A 26508-nucleotide genomic window follows, 5' to 3' on the forward strand; every position below is an offset into this window, starting at 1 on the left:
CCGGGGTGATGCACATAAGGATAGGTTTTCTGGCGAGGCATACGCATGAGTAAAGAAATTTTAATGGTCGTTGACGCGATCTCCAACGAGAAGGGCGTCCCACGTGATGTCATCTTCGAAGCGGTAGAAGCCGCTCTTGCGAGTGCGTCACGTAAGCGTTTTGACAAAGAAGAAGCCAATGTGCGCGTGCATATTGACCGTCGCACTGGTGAATACGAAACCTTCCGCTTCTGGACTGTCGTAGAAGACGACGAGTTTGAAACGCCAGATTATGAAATTAAAGAGACCATCGCCGAGCAGCGTGATCCGCCGCTAAAATTGGGCGATGTGGTCGAAAAAACCATCGAAAACGCATCGTTTGGTCGTATTGCTGCGCAAACCGCTAAGCAGGTTATCGTACAGAAAGTACGTGAAGCTGAGCGGGCTGAAGTCGTGCGCCAATATGCAGATCGTGAAGGCGAACTGGTTGCTGGCATTGTTAAGAAAACCACACGTGACGGCCTGATCATCGATTTGGGCGAAAACGCTGAGGCGTTTTTACCGCGCAATGAAATGATCCACGGCGAGCGTTACCGCATGAATGAGCGGGTGCGTGCCCTGTTGGTCAAAGTGGATCCGGACGCTCGTGGCGCCCAGCTCCAGCTATCGCGGACATGTCCCGAGCTGATCATCGAACTGTTCAAAATTGAAGTGCCTGAAATCGCTGAGCAGCTGATTGAGATTAAAGGGGCTGCGCGTGATCCCGGTTCGCGCGCCAAAATTGCGGTTAAAACCAATGATCGCCGTATCGACCCCGTGGGTGCCTGTGTGGGTATGCGCGGTTCGCGCGTTCAAGCAGTCTCGTCCGAGCTGCAAAACGAGCGTGTCGATATTGTGTTGTGGGACGACAATCCCGCCCAGTTGGTAATTAATGCCATGGCGCCCGCCGATGTTGGGTCTATCCTTGTTGACGAAGATGCCCACGCGATGGACGTGGCCGTGGCGCAAGATAATCTGGCTCAGGCCATTGGCCGTAGCGGCCAGAACGTGCGTTTGGCCTCTGAGCTTACCGGCTGGCGGATTAACGTCATGACCGAAGAAGAAGCAGAGTCTAAGCGCGACCAAGAGATTGATAGCCTGGTGGACTCTTTCATCCAGCACCTTGAAGTGGATGAAGATGTTGCTCGCCTGTTGGTGGAAGAGGGGTTCACTACCCTGGAAGAAGTCGCCTACGTGCCGATGGAAGAGATGCTCGAAATCGAAGAGTTCGATGAAGAATTAGTAGAGCAGCTACGCGCACGTGCGAAAGACGAGCTGCTGACGATGGCAATTGCCTCGGAAGAAGCGCTAGACGGTGCCCAGCCAGCAGCTGATCTGCTGGAGATGGATGGCATGGAACGCCACTTGGCCTTCATTTTGGCCAGTCGCGGCATTGTCACTATGGAAGATCTCGCCGAGCAGTCTGTCGACGATCTGGTCGATATCGAGGAGTTGGACGAAGCGCGCGCAGCGGCACTGATCATGACTGCCCGTGCGCCCTGGTTTGAAGTCGATGACGCATCGGATTCGAACACACAGTAAACAGGTCACGGGCTGAGGAGGGTCAATATGTCAGATATGACAGTTAAAGATTTCGCAGGAAAGGTGGGCCGTGATGTGCCCCGCCTACTAGAGCAAATGAAAGAAGCAGGTTTAAAGCACGCTCGAGAAAGCGATGCTGTGTCTGAAGAAGATAAGCAAAAGCTGCTGAGTTTCTTGAAGAAAAGCCACGGTGGCAGCGACACGGCTGAAGCGGGCAAAAACCGCATCACGCTGACGCGCAAAACCCGTAGCCGTATTAATACCGGCGAGCGTGGCAAAACTATCGAAGTGCAGGTACGTAAGAAAAAGACTTACGTCAAAAGCGCTGAAGATGAGAAGCCGAAAGCGCCAGAGCCTAGCTACACCGGCCCACGCCAGTTAGTGGGTGATATGGCGGAAGCGGAAGCTGAGCGCAAAGTAAACGATGCGCGTGTCGCTGAAGAAAAAGCAGCTGCGCAGAAGGCCCAGGCAGCTAAAGCGGCTGAAGAAGCTGCGAGCAAGAAAGAAGCCGCTGCTAAGAAGCCAGCTGACGCCAAGCCGAAAGCTGAAAAGGCGCCTGTAACGCCTGCTCTCGACGTGCCTAATCTGCAAATCGACGATACCCCGTCGGGCGACGACATGCCGCCAGCGCCGCCGAAAGAAGGCCGCTCTGACCGCCGTACCGCGCCGCCGAAGAAAACGGCAGCAAAGGCCAAAGGTCGTCGTGACGATGAAGATCGTGGTGAGCGTGAAGAGCGTAAGCGTGGCGGCGGTGGCAAGAAGGTAAAACGTGCCGAGCAACGTCGTGGCGGTCGCCGTGGTGGCAACCAGACCGGCAATGGCAAGCACGCCTTCCAGAAACCGACCCAGCCGATCGTGCGTGAAGTGTCGATCCCTGAGTCTATCAGCGTGGCGGAATTGGCCGACAAAATGTCGATCAAGGCCAACGAAGTGATCAAGGCCATGTTTAACATGGGCGCAGCGGTCACCATCAACCAAACCATCGATCAGGATACGGCTGCGATCGTGGTGGAAGAGATGGGCCACACGCCGAAGCTGGTGAAAGATGACGCGCTGGAAACGGAAATGCTCGAAGGCATCTCCTACGAAGGCGAAGAGATCACTCGTTCACCGGTCGTGACCGTGATGGGTCACGTCGACCACGGTAAAACATCGCTGCTGGATTATATCCGTAAAGCGAAAGTGGCCACCGGTGAAGCGGGTGGTATCACCCAGCACATTGGCGCGTACCACGTGGAAGATAACCACGGTGGCGTGACCTTCCTGGATACGCCTGGTCACGCGGCGTTTACCGCCATGCGTGCCCGTGGTGCCAAGGCAACGGACGTGGTCATTCTCGTTGTCGCAGCGGATGACGGCGTGATGCCGCAGACGATTGAGGCGATTGAGCACTCCAAAGCCGCTGAAGTACCCATGGTGGTGGCGGTGAACAAGATCGATAAGCAGGGCATCGATCTGGATCGCATCAAAAACGAACTTTCGCAGCACGGCGTTATTTCGGAAGAGTGGGGCGGTGATACTCAGTTCGTTCACGTGTCTGCTAAGACCGGTGAAGGTATGGAAGAGCTGCTGGAAGCGATCCAGCTGGCCTCCGAAGTGCTTGAGCTGAAAGCTGTGCCTTCCGCACCAGGTAAAGGTGTTGTGGTTGAATCACGCCTTGATAAAGGACGTGGTCCGGTCGCTACTGTGTTGGTTCAAAACGGCACGCTGAGAAAGGGCGATATCGTCCTGGCTGGCCTGCACTACGGCCGCGTACGTGCGCTGACCAACGAACTTGCCCAGCAAGTCGATGAAGTTGGCCCGGCCATGCCGGTCGAGATTCAAGGCTTGGGTGGCACGCCGGATGCCGGTGACGACTTCATGGTCGTGGCCGACGAGAAGAAAGCCCGCGAAGTGGCTAACTTCCGTCAAGGCAAATACCGCGAAGTGCGCCTGGCGCGTCAGCAGAAGGCCAAGCTGGAGAACATGTTCAGCCAGATGGGTCAAGACGAAGTGGCCAAGGTCAACATCGTCCTCAAAGCCGACGTACAAGGCTCGCTGGAAGCGATCAAAGGCGCCCTGGAAGAGCTCTCCACTGATGAAGTCGAAGTGGCTGTGGTCTCCTCGGGTGTGGGCGGTATCACCGGTACCGATGCCAACTTGGCGCTCGCGTCAGAAGCCATTGTGGTCGGCTTTAACGTCCGTGCCGATGCCGCTGCCCGTGAGATCGTTGAGCGCGAAGGCCTGGATCTGCGTTACTACAGCGTTATTTACCAATTGATCGACGAGGTCAAGCAGGCGATGAGCGGTATGCTCGCACCTGAGTGGAAAGAAGAGATCGTCGGTATTGCTGAGGTGCGCGATGTCTTCCGTGCGCCGAAGATTGGTGCTATCGCTGGCTGTATGGTCATCGAAGGCAACGTTCATCGTAATAAGAAGATCCGCGTATTGCGTGATGACGTGGTGATTTACGAAGGCGAGCTCGAATCGCTGCGCCGCTTCAAAGACGATGTGCAGGAAGTGCGCAACGGCATGGAGTGTGGCATCGGCGTGAAGAACTACAACGATGTCCAAGTCGGCGATAAGATCGAAGTCTTCGACCAAGTGAAGGTCGAGCGTAGCCTGTAAGGCTGCGAGGAGCTAACCATGCGCGAATTTAAGCGTACCGACCGGGTAGCCGACCAGCTCCAGAAGGAGCTGGCGGTACTGATTCAGCGTGAAGTGAAAGACCCGCGTTTAGGCATGGTCACGGTCAGCGGTGTTACCGTTAGCCGTGACCTTGGCTATTCCGATGTCTATGTCACTCTGCTGGGTGAGCAAGAGCCCGAGCGTATTAAGGAAAACCTGCAGGTGCTGAAGCGTGCGGCTGGTTTTCTAAGAAGTCAGATTGCTAAGCGTATCAAGCTTCGCCACGTGCCAGAACTACGCTTTCATTTTGATGAGAGCGTCGTGCGTGGTCAGCAGCTCTCTTCATTGATTGATGAAGCGGTGACGACGGATCGCGCCCGTCATCATGACGACGAGGACGATGCCGCTGCCAGTGAGGAAACTCGCTAGTGGCACGTCAACGCCGTGGTTTACCGGTTAATGGCGTGCTGCTGCTGGATAAGCCTAAGGGCGTTTCCAGCAACCATGCGCTGCAGCGTGTTCGTCGGCTGTTCCAGGCTCAAAAAGCTGGGCATACCGGCACGCTAGATCCTATGGCAACCGGCTTATTGCCGATTTGCCTTGGGGAAGCCACTAAGTTCTCGTCGCACTTGCTTGAAGCCGACAAGGTGTATCGCACCCGGGTAGAACTGGGGGTAATCACCGATACCGGCGATGCGGAAGGCTCGGTGATGGAGCAGCATGAAGTTCCCAGCCTAAGCGTCGATGATGTGGAAGCTGTGCTCACCCGTTTTCGCGGTGAGATTGACCAAGTGCCGCCCATGTATTCGGCGCTAAAGCATCAGGGCAAAAAACTCTACGAGCTGGCCCGTGAAGGCAAACACGTAGAGCGTGCAGCACGGCGGATAAGCGTGTATGATGCGCGCCTGCTATCGTTTGAAGGCACTGCTTTCGAGCTGGAAGTCAGCTGCAGTAAAGGCACTTACATCCGCACGTTAGCCGAAGATATCGGTAAAGCGTTGGGCTGTGGTGCGCACATCAGTCAACTAAGAAGGCTCAAAACGGGGCCTTTTTTAGCCGATGCGATGTGGACATTAGAGGCCTTGGAAGCGTTGGCGGACCAAGCCGCACTGGAAGCTGAACTGATGCCTGTGGATGTGCTGGTCGATCATTTGCCGTCATTGACGGTGGACGATACTGCCCATAGCCGCTTGGCCCATGGTCAGCCTGCCACGCTAACCACCGGCACGCTTGCGCCAGAGGCGTTAGCTAGACTTTATTACGCCGAGACGTTTATCGGCCTTGGTGTAGTGAAAGGTGCCCAGGAAGTGGCGCCTAAGCGGCTGTTAAGTACCGTCGCTATCTCGTAAGGCCTGTTGCAAGGACGCCGCAGACTACGTGAAAATAGTAAGATGCAAGACGCACATAGTAGCTTGAGACTGCAAATATGCGTGGTCTCACCCATTCATTTTTAGGCATATTGCTTACTGGAGATACAGATGGCTTTAACCGCTGAGAAGAAGGCCGAGATCGTCACTGAATACGGCCGCGGCGATAACGATACCGGTTCCCCTGAAGTGCAGGTTGCACTGCTGAGCGCCAACATCAATGGCCTGCAGGACCACTTCAAGACCAACAAGCAGGATCACCACTCTCGTCGTGGTCTGATCCGCATGGTTAACCAGCGTCGTAAGCTGCTGGACTACCTAAAGCGTAAAGATTTCGAACGCTATCAGTCTCTGATTCAGCGTTTAGGTCTGCGTCGTTAAGCGTTAACGGCAACGATTAGAAACGGGCAGCTCCCAAGGAGCTGCCCGTTTTTTTATGTTTCGAGTTGACGACGAGAGGGAACAGGTAGCCCTAACGCGCTCCAGCGCCTAGAATGGTAACGAGTCAAAACGACCTAAACGAATAGACAAGTAGATATTGATAATGCTGAAGGAAGTCGCTGTGAATCCGGTAAAGAAAACGTTCCAGTACGGTCGTAGCACCGTCACGCTCGAAACCGGGCGTATTGCTCGCCAAGCTACCGGCGCTGTCATGGTAACAATGGATGACACCGTCGTACTGTGTACCGTGGTTGCTCGAAAAGAAGCTAACCCGAGCCAGCCCTTTTTCCCCCTCTCGGTACACTACCAAGAGAAAACCTACGCAGTGGGCAAAATTCCTGGCGGCTTCTTCAAGCGCGAAGGGCGCCCCACTGAAAAAGAGACGCTAACCTCGCGCCTGATTGACCGCCCTATCCGCCCGCTGTTCCCCAAAGGCTTTATGAACGAAGTGCAGGTTGTCTGTACCGTTCTCTCTACCGATCGTAACCACGATCCGGATATTGCCGCTTTGCTTGGCACCTCCGCCGCGCTGAGTATCTCTGGCGTACCGTTTAGTGGCCCGATTGGCGCAGCCCGCGTTGGCTTTAACGAAGAACAGGGTTACTTCCTCAACCCGACGGTTGAAGAACTGGCCACCTCTGAGCTCGACATGGTCGTCGCCGGTACTGAAAAAGCCGTGCTGATGGTTGAGTCCGAAGCCAAAGAGCTGCTTGAAGACGAGATGCTGGGTGCCGTACTGTTCGGTCACCAGGAGATGCAGGTCGCTATCAGTGCGATCAACGAGCTGGTCGCCGAAGCGGGCAAGCCGCGCTGGGAATGGCAGGCCGCTGAAGAAAATGTGGCGCTCAAAGCCGCCATGGCCGATGCCTTTGAAGCTAAAGTGGGCGACGCCTACCGCATCACCGACAAGATGCAGCGCCAAGATGCGTTAGCTGAGCTGAAAGCTCAAGCCATTGAGCAGCTGGCAGCCGATGAAGGCGAACCGGTAAATGACAAGTTCAGTAAAGATGACGTGAAAAGTGCCTTTGCTGGTTTGGAAAAACGCGTTGTCCGTTCACGCGTTGTAAAAGGCGAGCCGCGTATTGACGGTCGTGATAACCAAACCGTGCGCCCCTTGGCCATCGAAGTTGGTGTGCTGCCAAAAGCGCACGGTTCTGCCATCTTTACGCGTGGTGAGACCCAGGCGATTGCCGTGGCGACGCTGGGCACGCTGCGTGACTCTCAGCTAATCGAGTCGCTGGAAGGTGAGCGCAAAGATCGCTTTATGCTGCACTACAACTTCCCCCCTTACTCAGTAGGCGAAGCTGGCTTCATGGGTGGCCCGAAGCGTCGTGAAATCGGTCACGGTCGCCTGGCGCGTCGTGGCGTGCAGGCCATGCTGCCTGCCGAAGACGCTTTCCCGTATACCATTCGTGTAGTGTCTGAAATCACCGAGTCTAACGGTTCAAGCTCGATGGCCTCTGTATGTGGCTCTTCGCTGGCCTTGATGGACGCGGGTGTGCCGTTGAAAGCACCGGTCGCTGGTATTGCCATGGGCTTGGTGAAAGACGCCGATGGCTTTGCCGTCTTGACCGATATCCTGGGTGACGAAGATCACCTTGGTGATATGGACTTTAAAGTGGCCGGTTCGGAAGAGGGCATCACCGCCCTGCAGATGGACATCAAGATCGAAGGCATCAACGAAGAGATTATGGAGCTCGCGCTGCAACAAGCACTGACCGCGCGTCTGAGTATTCTCGAGCAAATGAATGTCGTGATTAGCCAGAGCCGTAGCGATGTCTCCGACAACGCACCGTCGATGGCCACCATCAAAATCGATCCTGACAAAATCCGTGACGTTATCGGTAAAGGCGGCGCGACGATTCGCAAAATTTGCGAAGACACCGGCGCATCCATCGATCTCGACGACGATGGCACCGTCCGTATCTATGCGGAAGATAAAGCCGCTGCGAAACGTGCCATCGATACCGTACTGGCGATTACCGCCGAAGCGGAAATTGGCAAGCTGTATAACGGCAAGGTCGTACGTATTGCCGACTTCGGTGCGTTTGTTAACATCATGCCGGGAACCGATGGCCTGGTACACATCTCGCAGATCGTTGCTGAGCGCGTTAATAACGTGCGCGACTTCTTGAACGAAGGCGACGACGTGATTGTTAAGGTACTGGATATCGACAACCGCAACCGCGTGAAGCTGTCGATGAAAGAGATCACCGAAGAAGAGAAAGCTGCTTTTGCCGCAGAAGCAACAGAAGCCGAAGCCACGATTTAATCAGTTCAATTTAAATCGCTAATTAGGTTTTTGTTATCGCCCTCGTAGCCTCTGGCTGCGGGGGCGATATTTTTTGGTTAGGATTAGTTTTATTAGAGATTGTTTTATTAGAATTTATTTTGCTCGATAAGGTTTTGTTCGGTAAAGGTTTTTAAGCGGTTACTTAGAGAGCGTTAGGGAGCAGTAAATGGAGCAGGAACAAGCGCCACGCTGGTGGGCGGTGGTGGCCGTAATGATCGGCATTTTTTTATTGGTGACCGCTGAACAGCTGCCGATTGGGCTGCTTTCTCAAGTGGCCGCTTCAATGGGTGTTACGCCAGGTATGGCGGGCTTGATGGTCACCGTATCTGGCGTCGTCGCTGCCTTTTCAGCCCCGCTGTTACCGGTCGCGGTGGGGCGCTTGGATAGGCGCATCATGCTCACGGTATTGATGATCGTCATGGTAGCCGGGAGTGTGTTGTCGGCCCTGGCGAGCAGTTTCATACTGCTGCTTGCCGCTCGGGTGTTGGTGGGGCTTAGTATTGGTGGGTTTTGGGCCGTTGCCGGCAGTATTGCCCCGCGCCTAGTGCCTGAAGCGCAGGTGCCAAAAGCAATGACGATGATCTTTGGTGGCGTCGCGGCGGCCTCCGTGTTGGGTGTGCCGCTAGGCACGCTGTTGGGGGATCTAAGTAACTGGCGGGTCGCCTTTGGCGCGCTGGGCGTTTTTAGCCTACTAACGGCGATTGCGCTGTGGTGCTGGCTGCCGCCATTACCACCAAGGGAACCGGTGCGCCTGCGGGTATTGGCGCAGCAATTCAGCAATCGCGGTGTGCGGGTAGCGGTGTTAACCACGGGCTTTGTGGTGGTTGGCCACTTTGCCGCCTACACCTTTATTAGCCCCATTCTGCAAGAGATCAGCGGTATTTCCCAACGCCACGTGGGCAGCTTGCTACTGCTCTATGGGGCGGCGGGTATTTTGGGCAATATCGCCGCCGGAATATTTGCCGGGCGCCACCCTTACCGCGCCGTGCTGGCGATTCCCAGCCTGTTGCTGCTTGTTGTGGCGGTGTTCCCCGTGCTGGGTGTGCAGCCGAGCAGCGGCGTTATGTTGTTGATGGCGTGGGGGGCGGTATTTGGCAGCGTCTCGGTCAGCATTCAGACCTGGATTTTACGCACCGCGCCCAATACCGAGGCCGCCACGGCTTTGATGGCCTTCACTTTCAATATGTCTATTGGTCTCGGGGCCATGCTGGGTGGGCGTATTGTCGATGGTACTAGCTTACCCATTGCCATGTGGGCGGCTTCGGGGCTATTCCTGCTGGGGGCACTATTGGTGCTGAGCACACCTGCCAGAGTGGTCGGTGAAAAGTCACGCTGATCAACTACAAGCCAAAAAAATGCCCCCGCCGTAACGGGGGCATAGGTGATTGGTTAACCGAAGACGTTTATTAAGAACGCTCAATGGCCAGCGCCACACCCTGACCACCGCCAATACACAGCGTCGCGAGACCTTTCTTAGCATCACGGGCGATCATTTCGTGCAGCAGTGATACCAGCACGCGACAGCCTGAAGCGCCAATCGGATGACCCAAGGCGATGGCGCCGCCATTGACGTTCACCTTGCTGACATCCCAGCCAAGCTCTTTATTGACGGATAACGCTTGTGCTGCGAACGCCTCGTTGGCTTCTGCTAAATCTAGATCATCCAAGCTCCAGCCAGCTTTCTCTAGGCAGCGGCGGGTAGCGGGTGCAGGACCAATCCCCATAATAGCCGGGTCAACAGCGGCGTTGGCGTAAGCGGCAATACGCGCTAGGGGCTCCAGGCCAAGCTCTTTGGCTTTCTCAGCGGAACAAATCATCACCACGGCCGCACCATCATTTAAAGAGGAGGCGTTACCTGCCGTAACGGTGCCATCTTTTTTAAATGCCGGCTTCATGCTCGCCAGTTTTTCGACGGTGACTTCGCGCGGGTTTTCGTCGGTATCAAAGACGACTGGGTCGCCTTTACGCTGAGGAATCTCTACCGGCACGATTTGGCTTTTGAATTTGCCCTCTTTAATAGCGTTCGCAGCGTTCTGCTGAGATTGAGCAGCAAATTTATCCATCTCTTCGCGGGTAATACCGTACTTCTCGGCTAAGTTCTCAGCGGTAATGCCCATGTGGTAGTCGTTGAACGCGTCCCACAGGCCGTCATGCACCATGGTATCGATGGCTTTCCAATCGCCCATACGCTGACCATTGCGGGAATTGGGCAGGACGTGGGGAGACGCTGACATATTTTCCTGGCCGCCAGCCAGAATCAGGTCGGCATCGCCGCAGCGAATTGCCTGTGTGGCGAGGTGAATCGCTTTCAGACCCGAGCCACATACTTTATTGATGGTCATGGCGGGTACCGAGGCCGGTAGGCCGCCTTTGATCGATGCTTGGCGAGCTGGGTTTTGGCCGACGCCTGCGGTCAACACCTGGCCTAGCAGTACTTCATCAACTTGGTCGGGGGCTACACCGGTTGATGAGAGGATATCTTTAATGACTAAAGCGCCAAGGTCACTTGCCGGGATGCCAGCCAGTGAACCACCAAAGGCACCAACAGCGGTGCGGCGCGCCGCAACAATGACTACTTCTTTCATAAGATGACTCCTGGAGTTAAATGCAGGCAGTCTGATTCCAGATGCCCGGTTGGCGTACTCTGTCAGCCGTACTCTTTTAGACGTGCTCTGTCAGCCGTCTCTTCAGCATAGGGGAAGGGTGTGCATTGCGGCAATACGCTTTTATAAGCAAATTAAAACGGGCCACAGAATGGCCCGTTTTAGAAAAGTGTGAAGTGTTCTACCTCTACGCTAACTGCACCGGAATAATATTACTGGTGTGGCTGACGTGGTTGCCTTCCTGGAGATACACCAGCGCGGGCTGATGCTTTTCCAATTCGGCTTCAGTGTAGTGGGCGTAGCTGCAGATAATAATGCGATGGCCAGGGGCGGCGAGGTGAGCAGCGGCGCCATTGATCGAGATCAGCCGAGAGCCTTCCTCACCGCGGATAGCATATGTGGTAAAACGCTCGCCGTTTTCGACGTTATAAATCTGAATCTGCTCGTTTTCGCGAATGCCCGCCATATCCAGCAGATCGCCATCGATGGCACAGGAGCCTTCGTAATTGAGCACTGCATGAGTAACGCTTGCCATGTGCAGTTTGGCTTTGAGCATAATGGTATGCATGGGAGTTCCTCTATGACCGGTTGTTAGTTTATTGGCTGGCAGAGCTGGTAGTGCTGCCTGGGAGTTGTACCGTCACGTTGTCGATCAATCGCGCTGGGCCTAGCTTGGCGGCGGTCAGCAGTATCGCTTGGCGAGTGGTGGGACTCACTGGCGCGAGCGTGGTCTCACGTAGTTCCAGATAGTCCGGCGTAAAGCCCGCTTCATAGAGCGCGGTTTTGCCTTGCTTAAGGGCTGTTTCGATAGCCGCGCCGTGTTCAAGGCTATCGCGTAGCGTACACAGCGTGCGATATAGCGCGGGCGCTTTCGCACGCTCCTCGCTGCTTAAATAACCATTTCGTGAGGACAGTGCGAGACCATCCTCGGCACGCACGATCGGCACACCGATAATCTCGATGGGCATGTGCAGATCCCGCACCAGCTTGCGAATGACAGCAAGCTGTTGGTAATCCTTTTCGCCGAAGCAGGCAATGTCTGGCTGGACGAGGTTGAACAGCATGCTGACGACGGTAGAAACCCCGTCGAAGTGGCCAGGACGCGAGCCACCGCACAACCCCTCGCCGACGACGGGTACATGAACACGGGTTTGAGCATCCAAGCCGTTTGGATAAAGTGAGCTCACCGCAGGTGCAAACAGCACGTCACAGCCAGCCTCAACCAACTGCGCCTGGTCGGCGTTAAAGGTCCGCGGATAGCCGTCTAAATCTTCCCCTGGGCCGAACTGCATCGGGTTGACAAACAGGCTTGAGACCACGATATCGGCGTGCTGGCGCGCGCAGGCCACCAGCGCTAAATGCCCCGCATGCAGGTTGCCCATCGTGGGCACCAGGGCAATACGCTGGCCGTGCTGACGGTATTCCTGCAGCGTACTGCGTAGCTGATCAATGTCTCGCAAAGTGCGCATAATCGAGGTGTCTTCTTCTAAAAGCGGTTTTCAAAAACGGTATTTAAAAACAGTGCTCTGGGGCCGGGAACGTGCGCGATTTGACCGCTTCGTGGTAATGCTGGAAGGCTGTTTGAATACAGTCAGCGTCGGCCATAAAGTTTTTCACGAAGCGAGGTGTACGGCCATGGGTAACACCGAGTACATCGTGCATCACCAGGATCTGACCGTCGGTATCGGGCCCTGCACCAATACCGATGACTGGAACATCCAGCGCTTCGGTTACCGCTTTGCCCAGACTCGCGGGAACGCACTCAAGCAGAATCACCGAGGCGCCTGCCTCAACGAGGACTTTGGCATCATTAATGATCCGCTCAGCGTGAGCGGCATCGCGGCCCTGCACTTTATAACCGCCTAGCTGGTGCACGGTTTGTGGGGTTAAGCCAAGGTGGGCGCAGACCGGTACGCCGCGGCGAGTCAGTTCACGAATGCCATCGGCCATCCAGGCTTCGCCTTCCAGTTTGACCAATTCCGCACCCGCACGCATGACGGCGGCTGCATCTTCCAGCAGACGCTCAGTAGTGGCGTTGCTCATAAATGGCAAATCAACCATCAACAGGCTGTGGCCTTTACCGCGCGCTGCACAGCGAGTGTGGTAAACGATGTCTTCAATAGTGACAGGTAAGGTGCTGTTATGGCCTTGTAATACCATGCCTAGCGAATCACCGACCAGCAGTACATCAATGCCTGCCTGGCTTGCCGCGTGGGCAAAGGAAGCATCGTAAGCGGTCAGGCAACTGAACGTCTCGCCAGCCTGCTTGTAGGCCTGCAGCGTGCTTAGAGTGACGGTTTTCATGGCGTGCTCTCTTTATACAAGGCCACTGCGACATAGGCAGCGGCCATTATTGACGCTGCATCCCTGCATGCGCGAAGTGGCGTAACCGGCAATTGTTACCTGAATGGGGTGTCGGTGTCGAGATATGTGTCAGATGGTAGCATTGAGCGCACGCTAGGCGTCGGGGAGTCGTTCCAAACCTTGGTCTTCAACGCGTTTAAGCCATGCTGATAGCGGCTGTTGGAAGAGGTTGAGTGAGGGCGCGATCTCTGCGAGCGGTAGCAGTACAAAGGCTCGGGCGGTCATTTGCGGGTGGGGGACTTGTAAGCGTGGCACGTCGATAGCGTTGTTGGCGTAGAGCAGCAGGTCAAGATCAAGCGTGCGGGGCCCCCAGTGGCGCTGGCGACGGCGGCGATGCTGTTGTTCCAGCGCCTGCAGCTGGTCGAGCAAGGCCAGTGGCGAAAGGCATGTTTCCAGCGCTACCACGGCATTGATAAAGTCCGGCTGGTCTTGCGGCCCCACAGGGCGGCTGGCATACAGTGATGACGCCGCCACCAAACGGCTGAGTGGCAGCGTGGCAAGCTCTTTAAGCGCCTCGCGAAGCTGCTCTACGGGCAACTCAAGATTGCTGCCGAGGCCAACATAGGCGAGTTGAGGAGAGGTGCCCACGCCCAGTCTGGCTACTCTGTTGCCCGCGGCTTACGCCGCCGTTTGCGCCGACCATCACCTTGGCTAGCCGGGTCGCCGCCGACTTTTTGCAGCAAGCGACGCTGTTCGTGTTCATCACCACGCTGAAACGCGGTCCACCAGTCGCCTAAACCGCGCGGAATTTCACCCGCCTGTTCGCGCAACAGGAGCAGGTCGTAGCCCGCTCGGAAGCGTGGGTGCTCACGGGTTTGAAAGGCTTTTTTACCGCGTCGCTGGGGCAGTCGCTGCTGTAACTCCCAGATTTCCCGCATGGGAATACCAAAGCGCTTAGGTATCGACGTGAACTCTAACTGGCGGGACACCACCTGTTGAGCGGCTGCTTGAAGCGCGGGTATCGGCGGCATGCCCTCTTGCTCCAGCACTTCCTGGCGCTGTTTGACCGGTGCCCACAAGAATGCTGCCAGCAGGAAGGCCGGGGTGACGGGGCGCTCTTCGGCAATGCGCTTATCGGTGTTGGTCAGCGCTTGCTCAATCAATTCTTCAGCCCAGGCGGCATCAGCCATGGCTTCTTCGGCTTCGGGGAACAGCATGCCAAACAGACCGTAGTGGCTGAGTAGACGAAACGTGACTAAGCCATGACCCGACATAAACAGCTTGAGCACTTCATCGAATAGCCGCGCCGGAGGAATTTGCAGCAGCAGCGGCGCCTGATCGTACATTGGCGCTTCGGTGGCGGGGTCTAGCGTGAAATCGAGCTTAGCCGCAAAGCGCACCGCGCGTAGCATCCGTACCGGGTCTTCGCGGTAACGCGTCGCCGGGTCGCCAATCAAGCGCAGGGTGCGGGTTTCGATATCCCGGGCACCATTGGCAAAATCGGTAATGCTGAAGTCAGCGATATTGTAGTAGAGCGCGTTAACGGTGAAGTCGCGCCGCAGCGCATCCTCTTCGATGTTGCCCCATACGTTGTCGCGCAGCAGTAGCCCTTCATCGGACTGGTGGGCAATATGATCGCCATGCTCGTCTTGGGGTTTGCCACGAAAGGTGGTGACCTCAATAACCTCACGGCCAAAGCGTACGTGGACAATCCGAAAACGGCGACCGATCAGACGCGAGTTGCGAAATAAATCGCGAACCTGCTCGGGAGTGGCATTTGTCGCAACGTCGAAATCCTTGGGCATCTTGCCCAGCAGCGCGTCACGAATGCAGCCGCCCACCAAATAGGCATCGAACCCTGCGCCGCTAAGGCGGTAAAGCACTTTTAACGCGGCATCACTAATATGCTGGCGAGAAACAGGGTGCTCGGAGCGTGGGATATTACGTGGAGAGAGAACGGTGGTGGTGCTCTCTTGGGGATCGAGCAAGGTTTTCAATTGCTCCCCCGGGCTGTGTAGTAAACGGGTAAATCCTTTAAACATGCGATAATTTCAACTCGCAGGGTACGAAAAGATAGCCATTAGTAAGTACTTCAAGCGAGTACTGAACATAAACAATTAGTGGCTGAGTGTAGCCGACCCTTGATGGCTTGCAAAGAGTGGCTTGCAAAGCACTTGACGCTAACGTGTGTAAACTCAAGACTCAGACACGGAAAAGGGAGGCTAAGAGAGCCTCCCCTATTAAGCAATTAATCAGCGTCCATGCTGCTGTTTTTCTTCATGATGGCACATCGCCCTGAATACGCACCGCAGTCGGTAGGCGTAAGGATCACGATAGTTCCGACCGCCTCGTATTCAAAACAATAATCCAACCGCGAACTATTCTCCCCCCGGGGAATTATTATTGGCGCCGGGGTGTACACACTGACTGCTTTTGTTGTTGTTAGGATGCAAATTGTTGTGTACGTCGCGTCCTTTCGGGCTACTTACTACATTATTGTTGTTGTCAGCGCCTGTGTTGCTTGCGCCAGCAAGTAATGAGATTCAAGCCTATTATTCTTGTTAGTACCTTTATCTCTACCTGGCCCTGTTGTTTTTGTTTTGGCTCAGGTTAGGGCGAGGTCGTGTTGTTTTTGTTGGTGACCTACCGCTATGCCCAGTTTGTTTTTCTTACCCAGTAATACTGCAGGCGGTGTGCCATCTAATGGATAAATTATAAATTTCAAAAGGTTGGCGTTTTTTATAATAAAGAGGAACTTTGCAGCTCGAGAAGTGTTACCCCTTTTGCGGTCGTTTGTGCATGTTGTTGTGTGGGAAGGTAACAGTACCGGCGTCGCCGCGAATAGATAATTTCTTATTTAAATCAGTGTATTAGACGATAGTCTTAGGTGGATGATTGAAGCCGTTACCTAAGCCTTTAGCCTGGGCGACGAGCGGTTTTTTTACGCGGTATACCAAGCCGCTGGCGCCGTTCCCAAAGGTTTTTCCGGCTGATACCAAGTTTTTGGGCCAGCTCGGTTTCACTCATTTGATCCTGATGTTCGAGCACAAAATGCTGAAAATAATCCTCTAAGGAGAGGTCATCTTCATTCTCTTCAGTGATTTTGTCTGGGCTGCCACCGGTAGCCGAGGCGTTAGTGGATGGCGCATGAGGGCGAGCCGTAATGGGCGCCAGGCCCAAGTCATCCGGGTGTATCAAGTGTCCTTCCGCAAGAATCACCCCACGTTCCAGGGCGTTCTCCAGCTCACGTACATTGCCCGGCCATGGGTAATCACGCAGGTCTTGGCGGGCTGCACGGGATAGGCGCAGCCCCGTGCGTTCGTGACGCTTACACGCCTTATCGAGCAGAATATCGGCGATCTCCAGCACGTCATCTTCACGCTCGCGTAGCGGCGGCAGCTCGATTTGCATCACGTTCAAGCGGTAGTAAAGGTCGAGGCGGAACTCGCCGGTTTTTGACAGTGCGCGCAGGTCGCGATGGGTCGCGGCAATCAAGCGGACGTTAACGTGGCGGGTTTCTACCGAGCCAATTTTACGGATTTCACCCTCTTGCAGCACGCGTAACAGACGCGCCTGAGCATCTAGCGGTAGCTCGCCAATCTCATCAAGGAACAGTGTGCCGCCATCGGCAGCTTCCACCAGACCGGTGCGCGCCGCGCTGGCGCCGGTAAAGGCGCCTTTTTCGTGCCCGAACAACTCGGATTCAATCAGCGTTTCGGGGATCGCCGCACAGTTCACGCTTATGAGCGGCGCTTTGGCCCGCTTGCTTTGTTGGTGAATAGCACGTGCCACTAGCTCTTTGCCGGTGCCCGACTCGCCTAGGATCAAGACGGTGACATCCGCTGGTGCGGTTTTACGAATGCGGGTGTAAACCTGCTGCATGGCAACGCAGTTGCCGATCATGGTTTGTCGTCCACCACCTGCGTCAGTGATATCCGGCGGCGGACTCTGCTGGTTTGACTGCTTATGCAGGATCCGCTCAACGGTTTCCAGTAGCTCGGCGTGGTCAAACGGCTTAGCAACGTAGTCCACGGCGCCCAGTTTGAGCGCCTCCACTGCAGAGCGCATGCTGGCGTAGCTGGTCATGATCAGTACTGGCACGGGCGCCGCAGCAGCAATCAAGGAAGTGCCTGGCTCGCCCGGTAAGCGCAAGTCGCTGATGATGAGATCAAACCCTATGAGTTCAAGCTGGCAGGCCTCCTCAGCACTGCCTGCTTCGCTGACCGTATAGTCGTGGCGTTCCAGTAGTCGCTTTAGCGCGCTGCGAATAATCGCTTCATCTTCAACAATCAGAATCCTTGGCATGAGCTGGCTGATTATCCTGTTGGTAAAGCGGCAGCCATAACGTAATGGCAGTGCCGCGAGGCTGTCCGGGCGGTGGCGAGGCCACGTCTATTTTACCCTGATGCTCATTGATAATTTGATAAGCCAACGAAAGACCCAGGCCGGTGCCTTCGCCAGCTGGCTTAGTGGTAGTAAAGGGCTCAAATAAGTGGTCGCGCACCCGAGGATCAATCCCCTGGCCGTTGTCCGTAATACGCCACCAGGCGAGCTGGTCATCGCACCCGGCGTCAATGTGCACTTGCCCGCCTTGGCCACAGGCATCCCGGGCGTTGCTGAGTAGATTGACCATGACCTGGGTTAATCGCTGAGCATCGCCGCGAACCACCAAGTCGTCGGGCGTATCATTGGTTAAAGTAACATCCTCTCCCGAGCGGGCGAGGTGGATCAAGTGCAACGCATCGTCGCTGATCGATGCGAGCGCGACCGGCGAGGTAGGGAGCGGCACCGATTGACGCCCGCCGTGGGCAAAACCGACCAGCGAGTTGACGATTTTGGTCACCCGCTGGGTCAGCTGCTGAATCTGATCGGCAGTCTCCAGCAGCGCTGGATCATTGGTGTCGTAGCGAAGGTTCTGCGCCAGTGACGAGATGCCGGTAATGGGGTTGCCGATTTCATGGGCGACCCCAGCGGCTAATTGACCAATCGAGGCGAGCCGCGCCGCATGCACCAGCTCATCTTCCAGCCACTTCATCTCGGTATGGTCTTCAATCAAAATGACGCTGCCACCACGGCTATCATGGCCGCTGAGAATGGCTTTGTGCAGGGTCAGAAAGTAGTCCTTGCCGTGTAACGTGACAGCCTGTTTGTAGAGTGGCGTTGACGTGGCATCTAGCACGCTGCCCAGCAAACTTGGCCACGGGGCGGGTAGGCTGTCACGGCGTGAGCCGATCACGCTTTCACCGCTGATACCTGAAAGTTGCGAGAGCGCCTGGTTCCACATCAGCAGCTCATCATCATCGCCCAATACGCACAGCCCCACCGGTAAATAGGCCAACGTCTGGCGGTGGTGGCGGCGCAAGCCGTCAAGTTCACGGGCTAACCCTGTTAGCCGTGAGCGGTAGGCTTCCAAGCGGCTCTCGACAAAGTGAATGTCGTCGGTTTCAGGAGTGTCGTCGTGACGGTAGGGCAGATAACGGTCAACGATATCCCGCGCCACAGAAGGCCCCATCAACCCAGAAAGATTGGCCTGAATACGGTCACGTAAGCGGCGCAGCGCGTAGGGGCGGCGCTCTTGGGGCGTTAAGTTGAGCGCTTTCAAGGCGCGGGCGACTTCACGGCTGGCGGCTTCATCGCCAAGTGCCTGGGCTAAGTGGGTGGAAAAATCACTGGCTGTCGCGGCTTCTAAGGGGAAGCGTTTGGAGCGAATCACCGCATCGACCGAGCACGCCTCCGCGGCGGATTGCTCCCCTTCAGAGATGCGCGTAAACAGTGAGATCACAATCAAGAGCAGGATATTGACGGCTAACGACAGCAGCGTGACGTTGTACCACAGTGGTGCATCGGCGGCAGTGAGCGGTGTAAAGGGGAGCGCCGGGGCTGGGAGTGAGAGCATAAGGGGGAGCCATAGCCCCCACAGCCATACGCTAACGCCTGCGCTCAAGCCCACAATCATGCCTTTGCGGTTAGCGCCCGGCCAATAGAGCAGCGCCAGCATACCGGGCAGACACTGGGCCATACCTACAAAGGCCGCCAGTCCCAGGCCAATTAAGCCGTGGTAGCGGCCTACCCACTGATAAAATAGCCAGCCACCGATAATCACCGCAACGACTAAGCCACGTCGCAGCCAAAGTAGCCAACCATAGAGGTCACTACGTGCTTCAGGCGGTCTTGCCACCAGCACAATGTGATTCAACACCATGCCGGAGAGCGCCAGCGCAATCATAATCATGGTGCCGCTGGCGGCGGCAAGGCCGCCGATAAAGGCCAGTGCGCCGACCCACCAATGTTCGGTCATCAGGTACGCGGCGTAGGCAGCGATGGGTATATCGGGATTAACCGACTGAGCCGCCCACCAGATCAGCGGTACGGGCAGCGCCATGAGCAGAAGAAATAGCGGCAGCGTCCAGCTGGCTTGTAGCAGGGTGTGCCGCGACAGGCTTTCCGCGAAGCTGATATGAAATAGGTGCGGCATCATAAACGCAGCGGCGAAGAACAGTAGCAGTAGGGTGCGCCACTGGGCGGGGTCAAACTTAGGGGTCTGCTGTTGCAGGGCTGCGCCGGGGCCTTCCAACCACAGCTGAAGATCACCCGGGCCGTCAAACACCACCCATAGTGCCACCGCTCCGAGTCCTAGCATGGTCAGCAGCTTGACGATAGATTCAAACGCAATGGCGCTAAGCAGCGTGTCGTGGCGCCCATGAGACTGGCTACGGCGCGCACCGAAAATGACTGCAAAGGCAGCAATAACCGCGCAAAAAAGCAGGGCCACGCTGCTGCCCGCTTGGCTAGCGGTGATGATATTGACGGCTTCGCTCAGGGTTTTTACTTGAATACCCAGTAGCGGCAGCACCGCCAGTAGACTAACAAGGGTGACCAGCGTGCCCGCCCACCGCGAGCGAAAGCGAAAGGCAAACAGGTCTGCCAGCGACGTTAATTGATAGGTACGGGTGATGCGCTGGATCGGCACCAGCAGTACGGGCGCCAGCAAAAAAGCACCCGCCGCGCCCAGGTAGTAGGCAAGGTAGCCAAACCCCGCGTTGGCAGCCATCTCCACGCTGCCATAGATTGCCCAGGCGCTGGCATAAACGCCCAGGGCAAGGGTGTAAACAACCGGGTGGCGAGTAATATGCACTGGCACCCAGCCACGCTCTACCGCAAAACCGCAGCCAAACAGCAGCGCCAGATAGCCCAGCCCAAGCAATAAGACGCTGACTATCTCAACGTGCATCTCAACGTTCATCAAGCTTCCTCTTCTGCTCCAGCCAGAGGGTGAGGGCAATCAAGCCGCCCCATATCGCAAATGGCCGGTACCAGGCAGACTCAGGGTCGCTCCAGCCATTCATCAGCAGTGGCGAGAGCAGGTAGCCGCCAAACACCAAAAACAGCATGATGCGATAGACGTACATATCAATCTCCTGCTGAACGTAAAGAGGGAGTTAAGCGGTGTGCCGTAGGCCGTAGCCGCGCCAATGACCAGTTCGCTACCGCCCAGTGTAACTGAGTCGCCGGGGGCTCGGAGGCAAGTTCCTGGGGTGGCGTTTGATCAAGTGCTTCCAACGCTTGAAAGAGCTGCTGGCGCACTTCCTGCTCGTCTTCTGCCAGGGCCGGGGCCAGGTTTTGCTTTGAGAGCTTTTGTCCTTCAGCAGTGACGATGAGCGGCAAGTGTAGGTAGCGCGGCTGCGGCAGTTGAAGCGCGTTCTGTAGTTGGCGCTGCCAAGGGGTGTTGTCGAGCAAATCGAGCCCGCGTACCACATCGGTAATCTGCTGCTCGGCGTCATCCACTACGACGGCGAGCTGATACGCCCATAGACCATCTTTGCGCTTTAATACCACATCGCCCAGTTCAGCGGGGTCAAACTGCTGTTCGCCGAACAGCCGGTCTTGCCAGCGGATAGGGCGCTCGCCAAGGTCGCTGCGCAGCCGCCAGGCCACCGGTTTATCCGCATCGCAAACGCCATTACGGCACCAGCCAGGGTAGATATCAAACGCCTGCCACTGCTTACGCGAACAACTGCAAGGGTAGGCAAGATCTAGCTGTATCAGCCGATCTAAAGCGTGTTGATACGCATCGCCACGGGTGTGCTGCCACATGACCTCCGCGTCCCACTCAAGACCAAAGGTTTCCAGCTGGCGCAAAATGGTGCTCGCTGCACCTTCAGGGCAGCGGGGTGGGTCAATATCTTCAATACGCACCAGCCACTGCCCATCGGCCGCGCGGGCATCTAGATAGCTGCCTAGGGCGGCAACCAGTGAGCCAAAGTGCAGCGGGCCAGAGGGCGTAGGCGCAAAGCGGCCACGATAGCGAGCAGAATTCTTCATAGTAGCGTCGTTGTAGGAAGCTTTCGTCATGCAAAAAAGTCATTAACAAAAACGGGCACCCTAAGGTGCCCGCGTTCGAATAGAACGTTCTTTTAGCGCTCAGCCGCCAAGCTGTTTTTCTTTCAGTTCTGCCAAGGTTTTGCAATCCACGCAGAGCGTAGCGGTGGGACGAGCTTCTAAACGACGGATACCGATTTCCACGCCGCAGGCTTCGCAGAAACCGTAATCGTCATCATCGATGTTATCCAACGTCTCATTAATTTTCTTGAGCAGCTTACGCTCGCGATCCCGGGTACGCAGTTCCAGACTAAAGCCCTCTTCCTGGGTAGCGCGGTCGGCGGGGTCGGCGTAATTATTCGCATCTTCCTGCAGGTGGCGTACGGTACGATCCACCTCTTCCATGAGATCCTGTTTCCAATCCAGCAGCAGCTGACGGAAGTGCGCTAGCTGCTGCTCGTTCATATACTCTTCACCCGGCGCTGGCTCATACGGGGTGAAGGACTTGGACGCTTCCGTTTTCTTTTCTGCTACTGGCATGGGACTGCCCCTTACATATGTGACTACTGATCGACCATGAGCGTATGTCACGATCTCACGCCAAAGGGATGCTTGTTTAGCTGAAAAATGGCTGGTTTGCAAGCATAATGGTGAGCTTTCTACGATTGTTTGACCTTGAATATGACTAGCGCCATGTTTTAGTTAGCTTTTCAATATTTGTTCAGTTTCAAAAATGATTAGATGAAGGAGCCGTTATGGCCTGGAATTCACGTGTCGATCACGTTGCCCCTTTTCGGGTCATGCATTTGCTGGAAATGGCCCAGGCGCGGGAAGCCGCCGGCCACGATGTGATTCATTTAGAAGTCGGTGAGCCGGATTTTGCTACCCCAGAGCCGATTATAGCCGCCGGACAGCAGGCGCTGGCCAGTGGTCATACCCGTTATACCCCCGCGGCAGGGTTACCTGCACTGCGTGAAGCAATTGCCGGACACTACGCTGAGCACTTTAATGCCACGGTAGATCCAGCGCGTATTTTGGTAACACCCGGTGCGTCAGGCGCATTGCTGCTGGCGAGCCAGCTATTAGTTGCAACGGGCTCGCGGGTGCTGATAGCCGACCCTAACTACCCCTGCAACCGTCACTTTATGGCGTTAGCTGGCGCTGAAATCGATGCGGTATCCGTGGGGCGTGATAGTGGCTGGCAATTGGATGCCGCCTTGGTGGTGCAGCATTGGCGTGAGAAGACGAGCCTTGCGATGCTGGCATCGCCCTCTAACCCCACCGGCCATACGTTGAGCGCGCCACAGCTTTCGGCAGTTTTGGCGGCCGTCGCCGAGCGCGAAGGCGAGGTCATCGTCGATGAGATTTATCAGGGCCTTAACTACGACGATGCGCCGCTCTCGGCGACTTCGCTCTCAGACAGTGCTTTCGTGGTGAATAGCTTCTCAAAATATTTCGGCATGACCGGTTGGCGCCTGGGCTGGTTGGTGGCGCCCGAGCATGCGGTAGAGCCATTAACCCGACTGGCGCAGAATATGTTCCTTGCCGCGCCAACGCCTTCTCAGCATGCCGCGCTGGCAGCATTTACGCCGGAATGCCGCGGGATTCTCGAACAGCGCCGTGAAACTCTGAAAGAGCGCCGTCAGGTGCTATTGAGGGGCTTGGCTAACTTAGGGCTGGCGCCGGATCTGCCGCCACAAGGGGCGTTCTATTTATGGCTGGATATCTCCCGCTACAGCCGCGATAGCCAATCTTTCTGTGAGCTCCTGCTGCTGGAAGAGAACGTGGCGATTACCCCCGGTATTGATTTTGCCGTGCGTGGCGGCGAACACCATGTGCGCATTGCCTTCACCAATGATGTGGCCCGCCTGGAAGAGGCGGTGGCGCGGATTGCCCGCTTTGTGGGCAGGTTGTGATGCTGGGCTATCCAGCGCTTGTACCGGGCATACTGCTCAAGCGCTATAAACGATTTCTTGCCGATGTTTTGTTAGATGATGGCCGCGAGGTGGTCGCGCACTGCCCCAATACCGGTTCGATGAAAGCAGTGAACGTGCCAGGATGCCGAGTGTGGCTGTCACCTAGCGATAACCCTAAGCGCAAGTTGGCCTGGACCTGGGAGTTTATCGAACTCCCGCAAGCTGATGGGCAGGTGGCGCTCGCCTCGGTGCATACCGGCCGGGCCAATCGCATTGTTGAAGCGGCGCTGGAGGCGGGGGCTTTGGCGCCGTTAGCAGGTTATGCCACCTTGCGCCGGGAAGTGAAAGTAGCCGGTGCCCGCCTCGATTTTAGGCTAGAGGATCCAGAGCGGGGGCGGGCGTATATTGAGGTGAAGCAGGTCACCCTGAAAGAGAAGGATGGCCACGGCTACTTTCCGGACTCGGTAAGCGTGCGCGGCACCAAACATCTGCATTCGCTGCGGTTACTGGCGGAGCAGGGTGAACGGGCAGTGCTCCTGTTTTGTGTTGCCCACGAAGGCATTGCTGACGTCGCTGCCGCTGCGCATATTGATGCGACGTACGCAGCGGCTCTGGCGGAGGCCGCGGCCAGCGGTGTGGAAGTGCTGGCCTATGGCATTGACATGGAGCGAGAGCAGGGAACCCCTACGGGTGTACGGTTAGCCCGTCATTTGCCTGTACGGTTGTAGCTGCCTATCTGGCTGTAGATAGTGCTTAACGATCAATATAAAAACGCTGAATAAAGTTCACCGGTTCAGGGGCGGCGTTGCGGTCGTAGCGCACGCTTAACTCGAAGCGCATGCTTTCATCTTCACGCATTGTGAAAGGTGCAAGATGGTAAGTGGCATCGCCGTCATGAACGGTGCGAAAGCTGAGGGATTCCTGAACCCCGGTTAAGCCGCTCACGTGACCCTGAACGCTGGCATTGACGGCGCGAGTACTGCCATCCTCCTGGCGCTCACGCACGCTAACATTGACCAAACCGCGGTTGACGCTGCGCTGGAGGTTGTTCGCTTGCGCTACTTCAGGCGTCAAAAAGCTGCTGTTCACCGCGCTGTAGTGAATCTCGTAGTCGCCCACCCGGGCGAACTGTTCCGCGTAGGCAGCCGTCGTGGCAAAAATAGTGGCGAAGAGCGTGCCGACAAGCGCGGCACTGATCATTAATCTGCGGAACATGTCGTGGCTCCTTGGGTTACGTTTAAACGCCATGAAAATCTAACGTCGGCGAACGCGGAAAATGGCAATTTCACCAAACAGATTGGGCCATAAGCGTGATTTCCAGTGGCCTTGATGATCCCCTACGCCCACCGCGCGATCAACAATCATCAGACCCTTCTCACGGCATAGATGCTCAAAGTCATTGAATGTCGACAGGTGGATGTTGGGCGTGTCGTACCAGGCGTGAGGCAGCGACTTGGAGACCGGCATATAGCCGCGCAGACCTAAATGAACACGGTGGCGCCAGTAGGCGAAGTTGGGGAAGGTGATAATGCCCTCTTCGGCGACCCGTAGCATTTCATCCAGCATCTTATCGGGGCGGCGCAGCGCCTGTAGTGCCTGGGTCATGATCACTTGATCATAGCTGTTGTCGCAAAAGCTGCTTAAGCCGTCGTCCAGGTTATGCTCAATCACACTCACACCACGTTCCACGCAGGCATTAATACCGTCATGGTCGATCTCCAGGCCATAGCCTGTCACGCCTTTATTGCGTGCCAGGGACTCCAACAGTTCCCCATCGCCGCAGGCAAGATCGAGCACGTGCGCCCCTTTAGGCACCCAGTCATAAATCAGTTCAAGATCGGCGCGCATCATGGCGTCTCCTCTGAGCCCGTTTCAGGTAGATTGAGCTCGCGGGCTGCGCGGTTCATAAAGGCGCTGACGATAGCGTCGTAGCGTGGCTCTGAGAGTAAGAAAGCATCGTGCCCGTGGGGCGACTCAATGTTGGCGTAGCTCACCGACTTGCCTGCACGGGTGAGAGCATCGACCAGCTCTCGCGAGCGTGAGGGTGGAAAGCGCCAGTCGGTGGTAAAGCTAACAATCAAAAATGGACACTGGGCTGGCGCCAGCGCCTGGGCAAGGTCGCCGCCCTGAGTGGCCGCTGGGTCAAAGTAGTCCAGTGCTTTGGTCATCAGCAGGTAGGTGTTGGCATCAAAAGCGGTGGAAAATGTGTCGCCCTGATAACGCAGATAGGACTCCACTTGAAACTCCACATCGAAGCCAAAATTAAGGTCGTCGCTGCGCAGGTCGCGGCCAAACTTGCTACCCATGGCGTCTTCTGACAGATAGGTGATATGGCCTACCATGCGCGCCAGCTTAAGCCCTCGTTTGGGGACGGTGTCGTGCTCAGCGTACCAGCCATCAAAAAACTCTGGATCTGAGCGAATCGCTTGGCGAGCCACTTCGTTAAAGGCAATATTCTGTGCCGAGAGCCGGGGCGTTGCTGCAATCACCACTGCATTGGCGACCCGCTCTGGATAAGTCATGGTCCACTGCATGACTTGCATGCCACCAAGGCTGCCACCGACGGCTGCAGCCCAGCGCTCAATGCCCAGTTGGTCGGCAAGCCGCGCTTGGCTGGCTACCCAATCGCTCACTGTCACCATGGGGAATTCCGGCCCCCACTGGCGACCGGTCTCGGGGTTGTGGCTAACTGGCCCAGTGCTGCCGTGGCAGCCGCCTAGGTTATTCAGCGAGACCACAAAAAAGCGATTGGTATCGATCGCTTTGCCGGGGCCAATATGGGCATCCCACCAGCCGGGCTTGCGATCGTCCTCGCTATGGTAGCCCGCCGCGTGGTGGTGGCCTGAAAGTGCGTGGCAAATCAGCACGGCGTTGCTACGCTCTGCGTTCAGCGTGCCGTAAGTTTCGTAAATCAGCTCATAGGCAGGCAGCACTTTGCCACACGCAAGTGCGAGGGGCGTGTCGAAGCGTGCTACGTGCGGAGTGACGAGGCCGACGGATGTCGTCGGCCGGTCTGCAAAGGCAAGAGTGTCTGAATCAGGCATTGAAGGCGCTAGTCCTGCTGAAGGTTTGCGACTGAGTGAATCTTGCTAAATAGG

At 56.2% G+C, this 26508-nt stretch carries 23 protein-coding genes; 9 read left to right on the forward strand and 14 right to left on the reverse strand.

The features are described from left to right. Window positions 1–45: 45 nt before the first annotated feature. From nusA to ACWI0H_RS01835, 7 genes are all read left to right on the forward strand, one after another. A complete protein-coding gene (nusA, locus tag ACWI0H_RS01805) occupies window positions 46–1560 on the forward strand; it encodes a transcription termination factor NusA (RefSeq protein ID WP_008958797.1) in 1515 nt (504 codons plus the stop codon). A gap of 27 nt (window positions 1561–1587) precedes the next feature. Then, entirely contained in the window at window positions 1588–4167 is a 2580-nt protein-coding gene (infB, locus tag ACWI0H_RS01810) for a translation initiation factor IF-2 (RefSeq protein ID WP_101145695.1), read from the forward strand. An 18-nt stretch (window positions 4168–4185) separates the two neighbouring features. Next, window positions 4186–4596, forward strand: coding sequence for a 30S ribosome-binding factor RbfA (gene rbfA / locus ACWI0H_RS01815; protein WP_176304302.1), 411 nt, complete (start codon window positions 4186–4188; stop codon window positions 4594–4596). Then, window positions 4596–5516 carry a tRNA pseudouridine(55) synthase TruB gene (gene truB, locus ACWI0H_RS01820; RefSeq protein WP_485874641.1) on the forward strand — a complete coding sequence of 307 codons (921 nt, stop codon included), beginning with the start codon at window positions 4596–4598 and terminating at the stop codon, window positions 5514–5516. Before rbfA ends, truB begins: the two co-directional genes overlap by 1 nt. Window positions 5517–5645: 129 nt before the next feature. Further along, window positions 5646–5915 (forward strand): 30S ribosomal protein S15, encoded by a 270-nt coding sequence (gene rpsO / locus ACWI0H_RS01825; RefSeq protein ID WP_007111823.1) that lies wholly within the window; start codon window positions 5646–5648, stop codon window positions 5913–5915. A gap of 163 nt (window positions 5916–6078) precedes the next feature. Next, on the forward strand, window positions 6079–8247 hold the full coding sequence (gene pnp, locus ACWI0H_RS01830; RefSeq protein WP_336269108.1) for a polyribonucleotide nucleotidyltransferase: 2169 nt from the start codon (window positions 6079–6081) through the stop codon (window positions 8245–8247). 187 nt (window positions 8248–8434) lie between these two features. Next, on the forward strand, window positions 8435–9604 hold the full coding sequence (locus ACWI0H_RS01835; RefSeq protein ID WP_485874642.1) for an MFS transporter: 1170 nt from the start codon (window positions 8435–8437) through the stop codon (window positions 9602–9604). A gap of 70 nt (window positions 9605–9674) precedes the next feature. On the opposite strand, the gene ACWI0H_RS01840 is transcribed toward ACWI0H_RS01835, so the two are convergent. The 11 genes from ACWI0H_RS01840 to dksA all read right to left on the reverse strand — a co-directional run bounded on the left by ACWI0H_RS01840 (window position 9675) and on the right by dksA (window position 22034). Beyond that, the gene (locus ACWI0H_RS01840; RefSeq protein WP_485874643.1) at window positions 9675–10853 is read right to left on the reverse strand and encodes an acetyl-CoA C-acetyltransferase; all 1179 of its coding nucleotides are present in this window, start codon (window positions 10851–10853) and stop codon (window positions 9675–9677) included. Between the two features lie 205 nt (window positions 10854–11058). Then, the gene (gene panD, locus ACWI0H_RS01845) at window positions 11059–11439 is read right to left on the reverse strand and encodes an aspartate 1-decarboxylase (protein WP_485874644.1); all 381 of its coding nucleotides are present in this window, start codon (window positions 11437–11439) and stop codon (window positions 11059–11061) included. A 28-nt stretch (window positions 11440–11467) separates the two neighbouring features. Next, entirely contained in the window at window positions 11468–12340 is an 873-nt protein-coding gene (gene panC / locus ACWI0H_RS01850; protein ID WP_485874645.1) for a pantoate--beta-alanine ligase, read from the reverse strand. 43 nt (window positions 12341–12383) lie between these two features. Further along, the gene (gene panB / locus ACWI0H_RS01855; RefSeq protein ID WP_336269104.1) at window positions 12384–13175 is read right to left on the reverse strand and encodes a 3-methyl-2-oxobutanoate hydroxymethyltransferase; all 792 of its coding nucleotides are present in this window, start codon (window positions 13173–13175) and stop codon (window positions 12384–12386) included. A 153-nt stretch (window positions 13176–13328) separates the two neighbouring features. Beyond that, window positions 13329–13823, reverse strand: coding sequence for a 2-amino-4-hydroxy-6-hydroxymethyldihydropteridine diphosphokinase (folK, locus tag ACWI0H_RS01860; RefSeq protein ID WP_485874646.1), 495 nt, complete (start codon window positions 13821–13823; stop codon window positions 13329–13331). Between the two features lie 11 nt (window positions 13824–13834). Continuing rightward, window positions 13835–15217 carry a polynucleotide adenylyltransferase PcnB gene (gene pcnB / locus ACWI0H_RS01865; RefSeq protein WP_176304293.1) on the reverse strand — a complete coding sequence of 461 codons (1383 nt, stop codon included), beginning with the start codon at window positions 15215–15217 and terminating at the stop codon, window positions 13835–13837. Window positions 15218–16091: 874 nt separating this feature from the next. Beyond that, a complete protein-coding gene (locus ACWI0H_RS01870) occupies window positions 16092–17480 on the reverse strand; it encodes a sigma-54-dependent transcriptional regulator (RefSeq protein WP_485874647.1) in 1389 nt (462 codons plus the stop codon). Continuing rightward, complete coding sequence (locus ACWI0H_RS01875; protein WP_485876144.1) at window positions 17458–20406, reverse strand: ATP-binding protein; 2949 nt, start codon at window positions 20404–20406, stop codon at window positions 17458–17460. The genes ACWI0H_RS01870 and ACWI0H_RS01875 overlap by 23 nt, the downstream gene beginning before the upstream one ends. Before the next feature lies 1 nt (window position 20407). After that, window positions 20408–20584, reverse strand: a complete 177-nt coding sequence (locus ACWI0H_RS01880) for a hypothetical protein (RefSeq protein ID WP_175540387.1) — start codon at window positions 20582–20584, stop codon at window positions 20408–20410. A gap of 1 nt (window position 20585) precedes the next feature. Continuing rightward, complete coding sequence (gluQRS, locus tag ACWI0H_RS01885) at window positions 20586–21497, reverse strand: tRNA glutamyl-Q(34) synthetase GluQRS (RefSeq protein ID WP_485874648.1); 912 nt, start codon at window positions 21495–21497, stop codon at window positions 20586–20588. Between the two features lie 99 nt (window positions 21498–21596). Next, window positions 21597–22034: an RNA polymerase-binding protein DksA gene (dksA, locus tag ACWI0H_RS01890; RefSeq protein ID WP_008958813.1), complete on the reverse strand. Its 438-nt coding sequence runs from the start codon at window positions 22032–22034 to the stop codon at window positions 21597–21599. Window positions 22035–22249: 215 nt separating this feature from the next. On the opposite strand from dksA, the gene ACWI0H_RS01895 reads away from it, so the two are divergent. Continuing rightward, window positions 22250–23410 carry an aminotransferase class I/II-fold pyridoxal phosphate-dependent enzyme gene (locus tag ACWI0H_RS01895; RefSeq protein WP_485874649.1) on the forward strand — a complete coding sequence of 387 codons (1161 nt, stop codon included), beginning with the start codon at window positions 22250–22252 and terminating at the stop codon, window positions 23408–23410. Beyond that, on the forward strand, window positions 23410–24138 hold the full coding sequence (sfsA, locus tag ACWI0H_RS01900) for a DNA/RNA nuclease SfsA (RefSeq protein ID WP_485874650.1): 729 nt from the start codon (window positions 23410–23412) through the stop codon (window positions 24136–24138). The genes ACWI0H_RS01895 and sfsA overlap by 1 nt, the downstream gene beginning before the upstream one ends. A gap of 25 nt (window positions 24139–24163) precedes the next feature. On the opposite strand, the gene ACWI0H_RS01905 is transcribed toward sfsA, so the two are convergent. The 3 genes from ACWI0H_RS01905 to metX are packed head-to-tail and all read right to left on the reverse strand — an operon-like array spanning window position 24164 to window position 26454. Further along, window positions 24164–24625 carry a DUF4426 domain-containing protein gene (locus ACWI0H_RS01905; protein WP_485874651.1) on the reverse strand — a complete coding sequence of 154 codons (462 nt, stop codon included), beginning with the start codon at window positions 24623–24625 and terminating at the stop codon, window positions 24164–24166. A 39-nt stretch (window positions 24626–24664) separates the two neighbouring features. Continuing rightward, window positions 24665–25258: a methionine biosynthesis protein MetW gene (gene metW / locus ACWI0H_RS01910; protein WP_101145727.1), complete on the reverse strand. Its 594-nt coding sequence runs from the start codon at window positions 25256–25258 to the stop codon at window positions 24665–24667. Next, window positions 25258–26454, reverse strand: a complete 1197-nt coding sequence (metX, locus tag ACWI0H_RS01915) for a homoserine O-succinyltransferase MetX (protein WP_339882708.1) — start codon at window positions 26452–26454, stop codon at window positions 25258–25260. Before metX ends, metW begins: the two co-directional genes overlap by 1 nt. Window positions 26455–26508 lie beyond the last annotated feature (54 nt).

The sequence above is a fragment of the Halomonas sp. NYA30 genome (genome assembly GCF_976980765.1).

Coding starts and splice junctions, on each gene's coding strand:
- nusA (WP_008958797.1), top strand. CDS start 46: ATGAGTAAAGAAATTTTAATGGTCGTTGACGCGATCTCCAACGAGAAG.
- infB (WP_101145695.1), top strand. CDS start 1,588: ATGTCAGATATGACAGTTAAAGATTTCGCAGGAAAGGTGGGCCGTGAT.
- rbfA (WP_176304302.1), top strand. CDS start 4,186: ATGCGCGAATTTAAGCGTACCGACCGGGTAGCCGACCAGCTCCAGAAG.
- rpsO (WP_007111823.1), top strand. CDS start 5,646: ATGGCTTTAACCGCTGAGAAGAAGGCCGAGATCGTCACTGAATACGGC.
- pnp (WP_336269108.1), top strand. CDS start 6,079: ATGCTGAAGGAAGTCGCTGTGAATCCGGTAAAGAAAACGTTCCAGTAC.
- ACWI0H_RS01835 (WP_485874642.1), top strand. CDS start 8,435: ATGGAGCAGGAACAAGCGCCACGCTGGTGGGCGGTGGTGGCCGTAATG.
- ACWI0H_RS01840 (WP_485874643.1), bottom strand. CDS start 10,853: ATGAAAGAAGTAGTCATTGTTGCGGCGCGCCGCACCGCTGTTGGTGCC.
- panD (WP_485874644.1), bottom strand. CDS start 11,439: ATGCATACCATTATGCTCAAAGCCAAACTGCACATGGCAAGCGTTACT.
- panC (WP_485874645.1), bottom strand. CDS start 12,340: ATGCGCACTTTGCGAGACATTGATCAGCTACGCAGTACGCTGCAGGAA.
- panB (WP_336269104.1), bottom strand. CDS start 13,175: ATGAAAACCGTCACTCTAAGCACGCTGCAGGCCTACAAGCAGGCTGGC.
- pcnB (WP_176304293.1), bottom strand. CDS start 15,217: ATGTTTAAAGGATTTACCCGTTTACTACACAGCCCGGGGGAGCAATTG.
- ACWI0H_RS01870 (WP_485874647.1), bottom strand. CDS start 17,480: ATGCCAAGGATTCTGATTGTTGAAGATGAAGCGATTATTCGCAGCGCG.
- ACWI0H_RS01875 (WP_485876144.1), bottom strand. CDS start 20,406: ATGCACGTTGAGATAGTCAGCGTCTTATTGCTTGGGCTGGGCTATCTG.
- ACWI0H_RS01880 (WP_175540387.1), bottom strand. CDS start 20,584: ATGTACGTCTATCGCATCATGCTGTTTTTGGTGTTTGGCGGCTACCTG.
- gluQRS (WP_485874648.1), bottom strand. CDS start 21,497: ATGAAGAATTCTGCTCGCTATCGTGGCCGCTTTGCGCCTACGCCCTCT.
- dksA (WP_008958813.1), bottom strand. CDS start 22,034: ATGCCAGTAGCAGAAAAGAAAACGGAAGCGTCCAAGTCCTTCACCCCG.
- ACWI0H_RS01895 (WP_485874649.1), top strand. CDS start 22,250: ATGGCCTGGAATTCACGTGTCGATCACGTTGCCCCTTTTCGGGTCATG.
- sfsA (WP_485874650.1), top strand. CDS start 23,410: ATGCTGGGCTATCCAGCGCTTGTACCGGGCATACTGCTCAAGCGCTAT.
- ACWI0H_RS01905 (WP_485874651.1), bottom strand. CDS start 24,625: ATGTTCCGCAGATTAATGATCAGTGCCGCGCTTGTCGGCACGCTCTTC.
- metW (WP_101145727.1), bottom strand. CDS start 25,258: ATGCGCGCCGATCTTGAACTGATTTATGACTGGGTGCCTAAAGGGGCG.
- metX (WP_339882708.1), bottom strand. CDS start 26,454: ATGCCTGATTCAGACACTCTTGCCTTTGCAGACCGGCCGACGACATCC.